Genomic DNA, 13,691 nt, shown 5'->3' with positions numbered 1-13,691 from the left:
CCGTGGACGTCGCCAGCATCGTCGCCAGCACGCTGCTGGTCGTCGAGTACGTCGTCAAGATCGCCGCCGTGGGGACGGTCCCGGAGGGTCGCAACCCCGGGTCGTCCTCCGCGTGGCTGATGGCCATCTTCTTCATCCCGGTCGTCGGGCTGCCGCTGTACTGGATGATCGGCAGCCCGTTCGTCACCGGTCGCCGCCACGAGCTGCAGACCGAGGCCAACCGGCTGCTGATCGAGCACACGATGGCGATGCCGGGCGTCCCGGACGGCGCCGCGCCCGGCGCCGGCCTCACCTCGGTGCTGCGGATGAACCGCACCCTGACCGGCCTGCCGTGCGTCGTCGGCTCCGACGAGGGCACGTACGGCGACACTGCGGCGGCGTTCGTCGCGATGGGCGCCGCGATCGACACCGCGGAGCGGTTCGTGCACGTCGAGTTCTACATCGCGAGCTGGGACGAGGTCACCGACCCCGTCTTCAGCGCACTGGTCGCGGCCCGCGCCCGGGGCGTCGAGGTCCGGCTGCTGATGGACCACCTCGGCTCCCGCTCGTACGACGGGTTCAAGGCCCTGCAGCGCCGCCTCACCGAGGCGGACGTCGACTGGCACCTGATGATGCCGATCCAGCCCCTGCGCGGGCAGTGGCGCCGCCCGGACCTGCGCAACCACCGCAAGCTCCTGGTCGTCGACGGGCGCCGGGCGTTCGTCGGGTCGCACAACCTCATCGGGCCGTCGTACGGCAGCGAGAAGAACGCGACGGTGGGCCGCTTCTGGAAGGACCTGACGATCCAGGTCGGCGGGGAGATCGTGACCGCGGTCGAGGCGGTGTTCTCGACCGACTGGTTCGCCGAGACCGGGGAGCGGCTCGCGCCCGAGCTGTTCTTCACCGACCACGAGTCCCGGCGCATCGGCGGGCGGTACGACGCGATGCAGCTCGTGCCGTCCGGACCCGGCTTCCCGACCGAGCCGAACCTGCGCATGTTCACCGAGCTGGTGCACCAGTCGCTGCGGTCGGTGTCGATCACGAGCCCCTACTTCGTGCCCGACGAGGCGCTGCTGACCGCGATCACCTCGGCGGCGTACCGGGGTGTGCGCGTCGACCTGTTCGTGGGGGAGAAGGCCGACCAGTTCGTCGTCGGCCACGCCCAGCGGTCGTACTACACGACGCTGCTCGAGGCCGGCGTCCACCTGCACCTCTACCCGGCGCCGGCGGTGCTGCACGCGAAGTACATGACCGTCGACGGCCACGTCGGCGTCATCGGGTCCTCGAACATGGACTACCGCTCGTACGCCCTGAACTACGAGATCATGCTCCTCGGCTTCGGCGGCGACCTCGTCGACCGGCTGCTCGCCAGCGACGCCGAGTACCTCGCCGTCTCCCGCGAGCTCACCCTCGCCGAGTGGCGCCGGCAGCCCCTCCGCACCCGGTACGTCGACAACGTCTGTCGCCTCGCGTCGTCGCTGATGTGACGGGGGTTGCGGCGCCGTCGTCGCGCGTGTCACACGGGCCTCAACAGCCTCAGGTTTCACGGGTCGGCTGGTGAAACCCCGGCTGGGCTGACGAAGTTTCGCCCGCCAGGTCGGGGTTTCGTGGGCCCGGTCGTGGGGCCGGCCGGACGGCGAACGCGCCCGGACCTCACCTGTCACAGGAGTTCCCGCGGCCTCTGGATTCACGGGTTGGCTGGTGAAACCCCGACTGGGCCCACGAAGTTCCGCCCGCCAGGTCGGGGTTTCGTGGGCCCGACGCGACCGTCAGGTGGTGCCGTACGACGCCGCGAGGCGGCGGAAGCCCTCGTCGAGGCCGACGGCGGGGGTCCAGGCGAGGAGCTCGCGGGTGCGGCGCTGGTCGAACCAGTGCGCGGTGGTGAGCTGCTCGACGAGGAAGCGGGTCAGCGGCGGGGTGTCCGTACGACGGGTGGCCGCCCAGACGCCGTCGACGACGGCCCCCGCGGCGCGGGCCACCGGGACGGGGAGGCGGAGGCGAGGGGCCGGAAGCCCGGCGGCGCGGCAGACCCTGGTCAGGATCTCGGCGACGGTCCGCGGCTCGCCGCCGGAGACCACCAGCGCCTCGCCCCGCGCGGAGACCCCGCACGCGTCGACCGCCGCCACGAGCGCGTCGGCGGCGTCGTCGACGTAGGTGGTGTCGATGAGCGCGGTGCCCGCGCCGAGCACCGGGAGGCGTCCGGCGCGGGCCCGCTCGACCAGGCGCGCGACGAGCTGGGTGTCGCCCGGCCCCCAGACCAGGTGGGGGCGGACGGCCAGCACGGCGAGCCCGGTCGTCGCCGAGTCCGCGTCGAGCGCCAGGAGCTCGGAGACGGCCTTGGTGCGGGCGTAGTGCCCGCGGGCGGAGGCCGGGTCGGCGGGTCCGGCGCCGACCCCGACCAGCGCGTCGCCGGCGTGGGCGACCGAGGGCGAGGACACCTGGACGAGACGCCCCACGCCCTCGGCGCGGCAGGCGTCGACGACGGCACGGGTGCCGCCGACGTTCGCGCGCTCGAAGTCGATGGCCGGGCCGACCACGTCGACCTTCGCGGCGAGGTGGAGGACCGCGTCCTGCCCCCGCGCCGCCCCCCGGACCAGCCCCGCGGAGGCAGGGTCGCCGAGGTCGGCGAGCACCTCGCGCAGCCCCGCGTCCGCGAGACCCGAGGGCCGGCGCTGCATCACGGTGACGTCGTCCCCGCGCGCGGCGAGGGCCCGCGCGGTGGTGGCGCCCAGCAGCCCGGAGGCCCCGGTGACGAGGACCCTCACGACCTCAGCGCCCCGCCAGCGACCGCGCGGCCTGCCGCGCGACCTCGGACCGGTCGACCTTGGAGGAGTGGCGCACGTCCAGCGGCAGCCGGTCGGCGGCCAGCACCGCCGCCACCGGCGTGCCGACGGCCGCACGGACCGCGTCGGCGAGGTCCAGGTCCGCGCCGCGGACCCCGATCGGGCCACGCGGGCCGGTACGGCGCGAGGAGGCGCCGTCCGGGACCACCACGACCACGAGCTGCTGCGTGCCCTCCGGACCGACGCCGACCGCGGCGGCCGCGGAGACGCCCGGCACGGACTCGGCGCGCTGCTCCACCCCGACCGGGGTCACGACCCCGTCGGCGGTGCGGACGACGTGCCCGAGGCGGCCCTCGACCCACAGCCGGCCCTCGTCGTCGAGGTGGCCGACGTCGCCGGTGCGGTGCCACCCGACGTACGACGCCGACCGGCGCTGCGTCAGCCACAGGTCGTCGTACCGGTCCTTGACGTGGGGGGCGCTCACGCAGATCTCGCCGGTCCCGCCCTCGGGAAGGGCGTGCTCGACGGGTCCGTCGGACTCCCGCCCGAACGGCACGACCCCGATCCGGACGCCGGCGAGGGGGCGTCCGACGCAGACGCCCTCGCCCGGACCGGCCTCGCGAATCTGGGCCAGGGAGACGTCGGTGGCGGGCAGCGCCTCGGTCATCCCGTACGGCGTGTGGAGCGCGGCGCCGGGGACGACCTCGGCGACCTGCTCGAGCACGGGCAGCGGCACGGGCGCGCCCGCCGACATCAGCAGGCGGACGCCGGCGAGCGCCGTACGCTGGGGGTCCGTGAGGTCGTCGCGGGTGGCGACCACCCGACGCAGCGCGGCGGGGGAGGCGAAGACGACGGTCGCGTCGACGGCGGACGCGGCGTCCGCGAGCAGCGGGGCGGTCAGCGTGTGCGGCGCGGTGACGTCGATGGCCGGGACGGACGAGGCGATCCCGAAGGCCGGTCCGAACAGCGCGAACGGCGCGAAGGCCGCCACGAACGCGTCGTCGGGCCCGAGGTCGTACGTCGCGCGGACCAGGTCGACCTCGGCGCGTGCCTGGCGGTGGGTGTAGGCGACGCCCTTCGCAGGACCGGTCGCCCCGGAGGTGAACAGGATCGCGCAGTCGGCGTCCAGGTCGGGCTCGGGCGGCGCCTCGGCCCCGGCGCCGAGCGCGACGAGGCCCTCGAGGTCCTGGGAGACGCCGAGCAGGAGGGCGACGGGGGCGGGCAGCGGCTCGACCGAGATCCGCGAGCCGGGCAGTCCCATGGCGCGGGCGGCGGCCAGGCCGGTGCGGTGCCCGACGACGTGGTCGAGCGTCCCGCCACGCAGCGCGCGGCGCATGCCGGCGAAGCCGAGCCCCTTGTCGGCCACGACGACGACCGCGCCGGCCCGCCACGCGGCGTACACGATCGTGGTGAGGTCGGTCGACGGCTCGACGAGGAGGCCGATCCGGTCGCCGGGCTGCACCCCGGCGGCGCGGAGGCCGGCTGCGAGGGCCGCGACCCGGGACGCGAGGTCGCGCCAGGAGACGGTGCCGCCACCGGCGGCCACGGCGAGGGCGTCGTCGTCGGCGCGGGCCTCGAGAGCGGTCCACATCCGGTCGCCGGACCCCTCGGCGGCGGGGCGGGCGTCGTCGCTGGCGGGCGGGTCGAGGAGGTCGTCGAGGAACGCGGCGACGGCGTCCACGTGCTCCGGGGCGTCCTCGGTGACGAGGTGGGAGGCGCCCTCGAAGCGGTGCACCCGCGCCCGGGGCAGCCGGTCGCGCAGGTCGCGCAGGTACCGCTCCCCGAACACGGGGTCCCGCGGCCCCCACATCATCAGGGCGGGCACGTCGAGGTTCTTGACGTCCTCGGCGATCCCCGCCACGACCGGGTACGACGGGTGGCCGGGCGCGAACGGGATGTCGGCCACGAAGTCCCCGACCGAGCGCCGGCGGTGCGCGTCGCCGTACGGCAGGGCGAGAGCGTCGCGGACGTCCTTCGGCAGCGCGGGCGACGACAGCGCCGAGGTGGCGCGCACGAAGATCGGGGTCGCGACGCATCCGAACGGACGGACGCCGGGGGTGTGGGCCAGACGGATCAGCGGCGGGCCGAAGTCACCGGGCGGCTGGGCGACGGCGGTGTTGCCGACGACGGCGCCGATCACGCGCTCGCGGCGGTCGAGGGCCCAGCCGAGCGAGATGATCCCGCCCCAGTCGTGACCGACGCTGACCACGGGGCCGTCGACGCCCAGGGCGTCCGTGAGGCGGCCGAGGTCGGCGACGCGCTCGGCGACGGTCCAGGGCTCCTCGTCGTCCCCGAGGCGCTCGGAGTAGCCCATCCCGAGCTGGTCGGGCGCGATGACGCGCCAGCCGGCGGGGACCCCGCCGAGGAGGCCCCGCCACAGGTAGGACCAGGTGGGGTTGCCGTGGACGCAGACCAGAGTGCCGTGGACGGGCTCGGCACCGTTGTCGAGCAGGTGCCAGGTCCGCTCGCGGCCGCGGCCGTCGGGGACGACGACCGTGCGCGACCAGGTGGGGTCGAGGCCCGGGAGGGCGTGGGGGAGGGGGCCGGTGCCGACGGTGCGCACGGCGCTCACCACGCCAGCTCGAGGCAGCAGGCGTTCAGGCCGGACCCGATGCCCATGAGCAGCACCCGGTCGCCCCGGGAGAGGGAGTCGCTCTCCCCGGCGAGGGTGAAGGGCACCGAGGCGGGCCCGATGTTCCCGAACTCGGGGAAGGAGCGTGGCACCCGGTCCTTGTCGATGCCGAGACGCTCGCAGAGGGCGTCGGTGTGGACCTGGGAGACCTGGTGGATGACGTAGCGGTCCATCCCGGCGTCCCAGCCGTGCGGCGCGGCGGCCTCGTCCCAGAGCGCCGAGGACAGGTCGAGCCCGGCCTCGAGCAGGCCCTTGAGGTCGGTGACCATCGACTCGTTGTCGCCGACGCAGAGCTGGTTGTGCTCGGTGCCGGCGCGGCTGACGGCGGCCACGACCCGGTGGCCCTCGGGGTGGTCCTCGGCCGGCCCGAGCACCATCGCCACGGCACCGGACCCGAGGGTCAGGGCGGCGAACTCGGCCATGACGTCGCGGGACGTGGACACGTCGTCGGAGAGGCGGGTGATCGTCGCCTCGGAGACGGGGCGGGAGTCCTCGGCGTCGACGACGAGCGCGTAGTCGATCATCCCGGTCTCGATCATCGTCGCGGCGATCTCGATGCCGTTCATGAAGCCGAGGCAGGCGTTGGTGGTGTCGAAGTTCTGGCAGGACGTCGGCAGGCCGATGCCGTCGTGGATGACCACGGCGGTGGCGGGCTCGAGCCAGCGGCGGCTGAGCGAGGTGTTGACCATGAGCCCGATCCGCTCGGTGGCCACCCCGCTGGCCGCGATCGCGGCCTGTCCGGCGGCGACGGCGCCGGCGACGAAGTCCGCATCGCCCTCCTCGGTGCCCCACCAGCGGCGCTCGCGGATGCCGACGAGGCCCTCGAGGAGCCCGCCCCGCATCCGGGTGCGGCGGTAGACGTCGACGAGGCGGTCGTCGATCTCGGCGGACGTGACACGGACGGGGGCCTCGACGCGCTCGACGGCGAGCACGGAGGCGCGGGTGTAGTGGTGGGTCGAGTTGAGGGACACGGATGGGTCCTGACGTCGGAGATGTGCCTGGGTGTCGGCCCCTCGAACGTACGCAGGGCACCGCCCGACGCCTCGTTCCGGGGCCGTACCCCCCGGTAGCCGACACGCGTGCACCGATCCGGGCCGCCGGGAGCTCCTCAGCTGGTCGAGCAGCAGACGAGCGCAGCGAGTCCGCGTCGTCGAGACCGCCGGGCGTCGTACGGCGGCCTCGACCCGCAGGGGACGAGGCGCGCCGGGGCCGGCGGGCTGCTCGACCAGCCCGTCCGCGACCCCGGACACAGGCTGTGACAGACAGGTCGGCCGACACACGCGTGTGAAGCGTGTGACTGGTGTGACGAACCCCTAGGGTCGGTTTCCATGGCGACCCGTACGTCTTCCCCGTCGGGGTCGCGGAGCTCGAGCACCCGTTCCGGCACGTCGGCGACCACCCGGTCGCGGTCGTCGACGGCGGGAGGAGCGAGCACCCGCACCCGGGGGACGACCACCAAGACCCCGGCGTCCAAGCGCCCCCCGGCGAAGCGTCCTGCGCCGAAGCGGGTGCCGCCGCGCGCGGTCCGCAACGGCCCCGGACCGGTCGCCCGCTTCTTCGGCGTCGTCCTCCGCGCCCTGGCCGCCCTCTGGAGCGGTGCGGCCACCGCCGTCGCCTCCGTCGTGCGACGGGCCGGCCACGGCGCCCGCGAGCTCGAGCCCGAGCACCGCCGCGACGGCGCCGGGCTGCTCATGGTCGGCCTCGCGCTGGTCGTGGCCACCGGCGTCTGGTTCCAGCTGCCCGGCGGGGCGATGGAGCTGGTCCGCACGATCGTCACCGGCTCCGTCGGCACCGTCGGCTGGCTCGTGCCGCTGATGCTGGTCGCGATGGGCTGGCGCACGATGCGCGACCCCGAGCGCAACGGCCCCGTGGGCCGCCAGGTCATCGGGTGGACCGCGCTGGCCTTCGGCGTCCTCGGCGTCGTCCACATCGCCGCGGGCGACCCGCAGCCCGTGCTCGGCGACGCCACCCCGCTCCGTGAGGGCGGCGGCGCCGTCGGCTTCGTGGTCGCGAGCCTGCTGCTCGACCTGCTGCGGACGCCGTACCTGGTGGTGCCGCTGCTGGTCCTCCTCGCCCTGTTCGGTCTCCTCGTCATCACCGCCACCCCGGTCCACCGGGTGCCGACGCGGCTGCGCGAGGGCTACGAGCGCCTCATGGGCATGACCCCCGGCGCGGACCGCCACGACCACGACGAGCCCGAGCTGGACCCCTGGGACGGCGACCCCGCCTACGACTCGCCGGTGCTCGCCGAGCCCACCCCCCGCCGCGGTCGTCGTACCGGGCGCGACCCCCTCGACGTCGCGCAGGAGCTCGACGACGACTGGGACGGGCCGGCCACCGGGTCCCCGGACGCCGTGGCCGACGTCGCCCCCGACGACGGGCACGCCTCCGTGGACCCCGCGCTCGACCTCGTGGCCGCCGAGCCCACCCCGACCTCGCCCCGCCGCCGCCCCGGCGCGCGGGCCGAGCCGGAGGAGAAGGTCGACCTGGAGCCGCCGCCGCACGCGGACCTGCCGCAGCGCGTCGAGCAGCTCGCGCTGTCCGGCGACGTCACCTACTCCCTGCCGAACCACGAGGTCCTGAAGCCCGGTTCGGTGCACAAGGCGCGGTCGAAGGCCAGCGACGCCGTGGTCGACCGCCTCACGCAGGTGATGAGCGAGTTCACCATCGACGCCACCGTCACCGGCTACACCCGCGGCCCGACGGTCACCCGCTACGAGGTCGAGCTCGGCCCCGCGGTGAAGGTGGAGAAGGTCACCGCGCTGAGCAAGAACATCGCGTACGCCGTCGCCAGCGCCGACGTCCGGATCCTGTCGCCCATCCCGGGCAAGTCGGCGATCGGGATCGAGATCCCGAACCTCGACAAGGAGATCGTCTCCCTCGGCGACGTGCTCCGCTCGAACGTCGCCCGCGGCGACCACCACCCGATGGTCGCGGGGCTCGGGAAGGACGTCGAGGGCGGTTTCGTCGTCGCGAACCTCGCGAAGATGCCGCACCTGCTGGTCGCCGGCGCCACCGGCTCCGGCAAGTCGAGCTTCATCAACTCGATGATCACCTCGGTGCTGATGCGCTCCACGCCCGACGAGGTGCGGATGATCCTGGTCGATCCCAAGCGGGTCGAGCTGAACGCCTACGAGGGCATCCCGCACCTCATCACCCCGATCATCACCAACCCGAAGAAGGCCGCCGAGGCGCTGGCGTGGGTCGTGCGCGAGATGGACATGCGGTACGACGACCTCGCCAACTTCGGGTTCCGCCACATCGACGACTTCAACCGCGCCGTGCGTGCGGGCAAGGTCGAGGTGCCGCCGGGCAGCGAGCGCGAGCTCACGCCGTACCCGTACCTCTGCGTCGTCGTCGACGAGCTCGCCGACCTGATGATGGTGGCGCCGCGCGACGTCGAGGACGCCGTCGTCCGCATCACCCAGCTGGCGCGGGCCGCGGGGATCCACCTGATCCTCGCCACCCAGCGCCCCTCGGTGGACGTCGTCACCGGCCTGATCAAGGCCAACGTGCCGTCGCGGCTCGCGTTCGCGACCTCCTCGCTGGCCGACAGCCGGGTCATCCTCGACCAGCCGGGCGCGGAGAAGCTCGTGGGCCAGGGTGACGGCCTGTTCCTGCCGATGGGGGCCTCGAAGCCGGTCCGCGTGCAGGGCTCGTGGGTGACCGAGGGCGAGATCGCCCAGGTGGTCGCGCACTGCAAGGAGCAGCTGACACCGACGTACCGCGAGGACGTCACCGTCGCCGCGACGTCCAAGCGCGAGCTGGACGACGACATCGGCGACGACCTCGAGCTGGTGGTCCAGGCCATCGAGCTCGTCGTCTCCACGCAGTTCGGCTCGACCTCGATGCTGCAGCGCAAGCTGCGCGTCGGGTTCGCGAAGGCCGGACGACTGATGGACATCCTGGAGAGCCGTGGCGTCGTGGGGCCCAGCGAGGGCTCCAAGGCGCGGGACGTGCTCGTGAAGCCCGACGAGGTCGACGGCGTCATCGCCACGGTGCAGGGAGAGCAGTGATGGGTGCAGCAGAGCGGTTCGAGGACCACGGGGTCACCACGGGTGCGCCCGCGACCTCCATGACGGCGGTCGACGGCGAGGGCGAGGGCTCGCGGGCCCACGGCCCCGCGGAGCGACCGGAGCCACGGGTGGTCGAGGTCCGGCGCAACCGGGTTCTCGCCGGGGTCGTGGGGGTGGTGGCCGCGGCGGTCGCCATCGCCTACCTCGGGCGGGCCACCACGACCGGCGCGCCGCTGGACTGGGCGCTCACCGGCGTCACCGCGGTCCTCGCGGTCGCCTGGCTGTGGAGCCTGCTCGACGCCCGGACGCCGCTGCTCGTCGCCGACGCCCACGGCGTCCGCGTCCGCCTCGGCCGCACCTGGGAGGGCCTGCCCTGGCGGGGCCTCGACCGCATCGAGCACCACCCCCGTCGCGGCCTCGGCCGCGACGGCCGGATCGTCCTGGTCCCGCGGGCCACCACCCCGCTGCTCGAGGGCCTCGACCGCTCGGGCCGCCGCCACGCCGGGGTCGCCGCGCGCCTCCACGGCGCGCCGTTCGCCGTCCCGCTGAGCCTCTCCACCCGCCTGTCCGGCGTCTCCGCCGACGAGGTCGGCGACGTCCTCCGTGGCCTCGCCGGCTCCGACACCCAGGTCGTCGAGGTCACTCCCGACGCCGAGCCCCGGGTCGTCACCGAGCCCACCGCGGCGGCGACCACCCCCGTCGCCCCGGTCGCCGAGCCCGAGCCGCTCGAGCCCCTGGACCGTGACGAGCCCCTCGAGCAGGACGAGCCGACCGAGGACGACGGGCAGGGCCCGGCCGAGCGCCGCGTCCGCGACCCCCGCCCGACGATCGCCCGGTTCATCGCCTGGCTGTCCGACCGCGACGACGAGCGCGACGAGCTCGACGACGACCGCGACGACGACCGCGGGGTCGAGGACCGCGATGCCGCGGACCGCGAGGAGTCCCGACCGGCGGTCGGCGACCAGGTCGAGCACGAGGTCGACCACGAGGTCGAGGACACCGAGGAGGTCACCGCGACCCCCGAGCCGGCCCGTGACCGCCGCGGTGCCGCGCGCAGCGAGGTCCGCCACGCCGACCCCGTCGCGACCCGGACGGAGACGGCCGGCGCGTTGCCCGAGGTCCGCGAGCTGCGGCGTCCGGGCAGCGTCGACCTCGTCGGTGACGACGAGGTCTGGGGCGCCCGGGTCCGCCCGATCGCCCGGGGCGGCGCCCCGGTCGAGCCCCTGGCCATCGACGACTTCGACGTGGAGCCCGCCGCGGACCCCGTCGTCGGGCCCGAGCTCGCCGCCGCCCGCACCCGGCTGTCGCTGTCGGTCGACCAGCTCGCCGAGCGCACGCGCATCCGGCCCCACGTGATCGAGTCCATCGAGGTCGACGACTTCGCGCCCTGCGGCGGCGACTTCTACGCCCGTGGCCACCTCCGCACCCTGGCGCGGGTCCTCGGCGTGGACGCCGCCCCGCTGCTCGCGCGGTACGACGAGCGCTACTCCGACGCCCCGATCGACCCGCGCCGCGTCTTCGCGGCCGAGCTGGCCACCGGCTCGCACGGCTCCATCCGGGGCACCCGCGGCGGGCCGTCGTGGACGGTGCTCGTCGCCGCGGTGATGGTCGTCGTGCTCGCCTGGTCCATCGCCCGCCTCGTGCTGGACGACCCGGTCGACCTGGCCCCGGTCCCGTCGCTCAACGGGTCCGCCGGGCCCGCGTCCCCGGCCCCCGTCGCCGAGCCGGTGCCGCTCGTCGTCACCGCCGTGGCCGGCGGCGCGACGGTCACGATCACCGACGGGCAGGGTGACATCCAGTACACCGGCGACCTCGCCATGGGGGAGAGCACCGAGCTCGAGCTCGCGCCGCCGGTCCGCATCGAGTCCTCCGACGGCGGGGCGATCGAGACCACGCTCGACGGCCGCGACAACGGTCGCCTCGGCGAGGCCGGTCAGCCCGCCAGCGACACCCTGGTCCCGCGCTGAGCCCCGCGGAGGACCGGGGCCCGAGCAGACGGCCGGGCCGCGCATTGGGGCGGACCCGGCCCGGCCGTCATACTGGGTGATCGCCATGACGACCACCACCAGCCAGCCGACCCAGACGTCGACCGGGGCCCCGGGCCTCCTCGACGTCGCCGTGCTCACCCTGGGCTGCGCCCGCAACGAGGTGGACTCCGAGGAGCTCGCCGGACGGCTCGAGGCCGACGGGTTCCGGCTCGTCACCGACCCGGCCGAGGCCGGCACCGTCGTGGTGAACACCTGCGGCTTCGTGGAGTCGGCCAAGAAGGACAGCGTCGACACCCTGCTGGCCGCCGCCGACCTGAAGGAGGACGGCGTCACCCGCGCCGTCGTCGCGGTCGGCTGCCTCGCCGAGCGGTACGGCGAGCAGCTCGCCGGCGAGCTGCCCGAGGCCGACGCGGTGCTCTCGTTCGACGACTACCCCGACATCGCCGCCCGCCTCCGCTCGATCCTGGCCGGTGAGCAGCACGTCGCCCACACCCCGGGCGACCGGCGCAGGCTGCTGCCGATCTCCCCGGTCGACCGCGACGCCTCCACCGTGAGCGTCCCCGGTCACCAGGGTGCGGCCACCGGCGCGGACGTCCTCGACGCCCCCGACCTCCCCGAGGGCCTCGCCCCGGCGAGCGGCCCGCGGACGGTGCGCCGACGCCTCGAGTCCGGCCCGACCGCGCCGCTCAAGCTGGCGTCCGGCTGCGACCGGCGCTGCACCTTCTGCGCGATCCCGGCCTTCCGTGGCTCCTTCGTGTCGCGTCGCCCCGCCGACGTCCTCACCGAGGCCCGCTGGCTGGCCGGCGAGGGCGTGCGTGAGCTGTTCCTCGTCAGCGAGAACACCACGTCGTACGGCAAGGACCTGGGCGACCTGCGGCTGCTCGAGACCCTGCTGCCCGAGCTCGCGGCCGTCGACGGCGTCGACCGGGTGCGGGTGTCGTACCTGCAGCCCGCCGAGACCCGCCCGGGACTGGTCGCGGCGCTCGCGGGCACCCCGGGGGTCGTGCCGTACTACGACCTGTCCTTCCAGCACGCCTCCGGGCCGGTGCTGCGGCGCATGCGCCGCTTCGGTGACTCCGAGGCGTTCCTGGGCCTGCTCGATCAGGTGCGGGCCGCCGCGCCGTTGGCCGGCGTCCGCTCCAACGTCATCGTCGGCTTCCCCGGCGAGACCGAGGACGACCTCGAGACGCTGTGCGACTTCCTGGTCGCCGCCCGCCTCGACGTCACCGGTGTCTTCGGCTACTCCGACGAGGACGGCACGGAGGCCGCCGGCCTCGACGGCAAGCACGACGCCGACGAGGTCGCCGCCCGCGTCGACCACGTCACCGCCCTGGTGGAGCAGCTCACGGCGCAGCGCGCCGAGGAGCGCATCGGTGAGTCGGTGAGCGTGCTGGTCGAGTCGCTCGGCGAGGACGGCGCCGAGGGCCGGGCCGAGCACCAGGGCCCGGACGTCGACGGCACCGTGCTGCTGACCGGCACCGGCCACGCCGTCGGTGACCTCGTGGACGCCGTCGTCGTCGACTCCGCGGGCGCGGACCTGGTCGCCGAGCCGGTGGGCCCGTGACCCAACAGGCGAAGGTCAGCAACTTCAACCTCCCCAACGCCCTGACGGCGCTGCGGATCGCGATGGTGCCGTTCTTCGGCGCCGCCCTGCTCGTCGACGGCGGCGAGTCCGTGACCTGGCGCACCGTGGCCTTCGTGCTCTTCGCCGCCGCGATGATCACCGACAAGATCGACGGCGACCTGGCACGCGCCCGCGGCCAGGTCACCGACTTCGGCAAGATCGCCGACCCGATCGCCGACAAGGCGCTGACCGGGATGGCCTTCATCGGCCTCAGCATCGTCGGGGACGTCTGGTGGGCCGTGACGATCCTCGTGCTGCTGCGCGAGTGGTCGGTGACCCTGCTGCGCCTGTCCCTGCTGCGCCGGGTCGTGCTGCCGGCCGCGCAGAGCGGCAAGGTGAAGACCACCCTGCAGGCCCTGGCGCTCGGCGGCCTGAGCCTGCCGCTGCGCCAGGTCGACGGGTCGCTCGACCTGCCCGGCGAGATCCTCTTCTACGTCACCCAGGCCGTCCTGGCCGCCGCCGTGGTGATGACGCTCTGGTCCGGCTACGAGTTCTTCCGCGACGTCTGGCGGGCCCGTCAGGACACCGCGCGCACCAGCTCGAAGCGCGTGCAGTAGTGGTCTAGACCAATCGACACCTGACCGTTACCTGCTGGACGGCCACGGTGTCGGTGGACGCGATTACTGTCCGAGACGACTTCCCCGTCGACGACGTACCCGTGCCCGAAAG

General features: G+C 74.6%; 8 protein-coding genes. 5 read left to right on the top strand and 3 right to left on the bottom strand.

Going from position 1 to position 13,691, the window contains the following annotated elements; genetic code table 11:
- Positions 1–2 precede the first annotated feature (2 nt).
- On the top strand, positions 3–1,466 hold the full coding sequence (locus Q0858_RS17660) for a phospholipase D-like domain-containing protein (protein WP_299057239.1): 1,464 nt from the start codon (positions 3–5) through the stop codon (positions 1,464–1,466).
- A 282-nt stretch (positions 1,467–1,748) separates the two neighbouring features.
- Here the strand turns inward: Q0858_RS17660 and Q0858_RS17655 are convergent, their stop codons facing one another.
- Genes Q0858_RS17655 through Q0858_RS17645 form a run of 3 tightly spaced genes read right to left on the bottom strand, consistent with a single transcriptional unit; the run spans position 1,749 to position 6,365 of the window.
- Positions 1,749–2,744 (bottom strand): NAD(P)-dependent oxidoreductase, encoded by a 996-nt coding sequence (locus Q0858_RS17655; protein WP_299057236.1) that lies wholly within the window; start codon positions 2,742–2,744, stop codon positions 1,749–1,751.
- 4 nt (positions 2,745–2,748) lie between these two features.
- Complete coding sequence (locus Q0858_RS17650) at positions 2,749–5,334, bottom strand: alpha/beta fold hydrolase (RefSeq protein ID WP_299057233.1); 2,586 nt, start codon at positions 5,332–5,334, stop codon at positions 2,749–2,751.
- Complete coding sequence (locus Q0858_RS17645; protein WP_299057231.1) at positions 5,331–6,365, bottom strand: 3-oxoacyl-ACP synthase III; 1,035 nt, start codon at positions 6,363–6,365, stop codon at positions 5,331–5,333. Before Q0858_RS17645 ends, Q0858_RS17650 begins: the two co-directional genes overlap by 4 nt.
- Positions 6,366–6,722: 357 nt before the next feature.
- Between Q0858_RS17645 and Q0858_RS17640 the strand changes: the two genes are divergently transcribed.
- The 4 genes from Q0858_RS17640 to pgsA all read left to right on the top strand — a co-directional run bounded on the left by Q0858_RS17640 (position 6,723) and on the right by pgsA (position 13,579).
- Positions 6,723–9,410: a DNA translocase FtsK gene (locus tag Q0858_RS17640; RefSeq protein WP_299057228.1), complete on the top strand. Its 2,688-nt coding sequence runs from the start codon at positions 6,723–6,725 to the stop codon at positions 9,408–9,410.
- Positions 9,410–11,377, top strand: a complete 1,968-nt coding sequence (locus Q0858_RS17635; protein ID WP_299057225.1) for a helix-turn-helix domain-containing protein — start codon at positions 9,410–9,412, stop codon at positions 11,375–11,377. The genes Q0858_RS17640 and Q0858_RS17635 overlap by 1 nt, the downstream gene beginning before the upstream one ends.
- Before the next feature lie 85 nt (positions 11,378–11,462).
- A complete protein-coding gene (locus Q0858_RS17630) occupies positions 11,463–12,962 on the top strand; it encodes a radical SAM protein (protein ID WP_299057222.1) in 1,500 nt (499 codons plus the stop codon).
- On the top strand, positions 12,959–13,579 hold the full coding sequence (pgsA, locus tag Q0858_RS17625) for a CDP-diacylglycerol--glycerol-3-phosphate 3-phosphatidyltransferase (protein ID WP_299057220.1): 621 nt from the start codon (positions 12,959–12,961) through the stop codon (positions 13,577–13,579). Before Q0858_RS17630 ends, pgsA begins: the two co-directional genes overlap by 4 nt.
- Positions 13,580–13,691 lie beyond the last annotated feature (112 nt).

It is taken from the genome of uncultured Nocardioides sp., assembly GCF_947489365.1.
GTDB lineage: Bacteria > Actinomycetota > Actinomycetes > Propionibacteriales > Nocardioidaceae > Nocardioides.
Note: the sequence above shows the minus strand (reverse complement) of the source record. Positions and strands in the feature narration are given on the sequence as shown.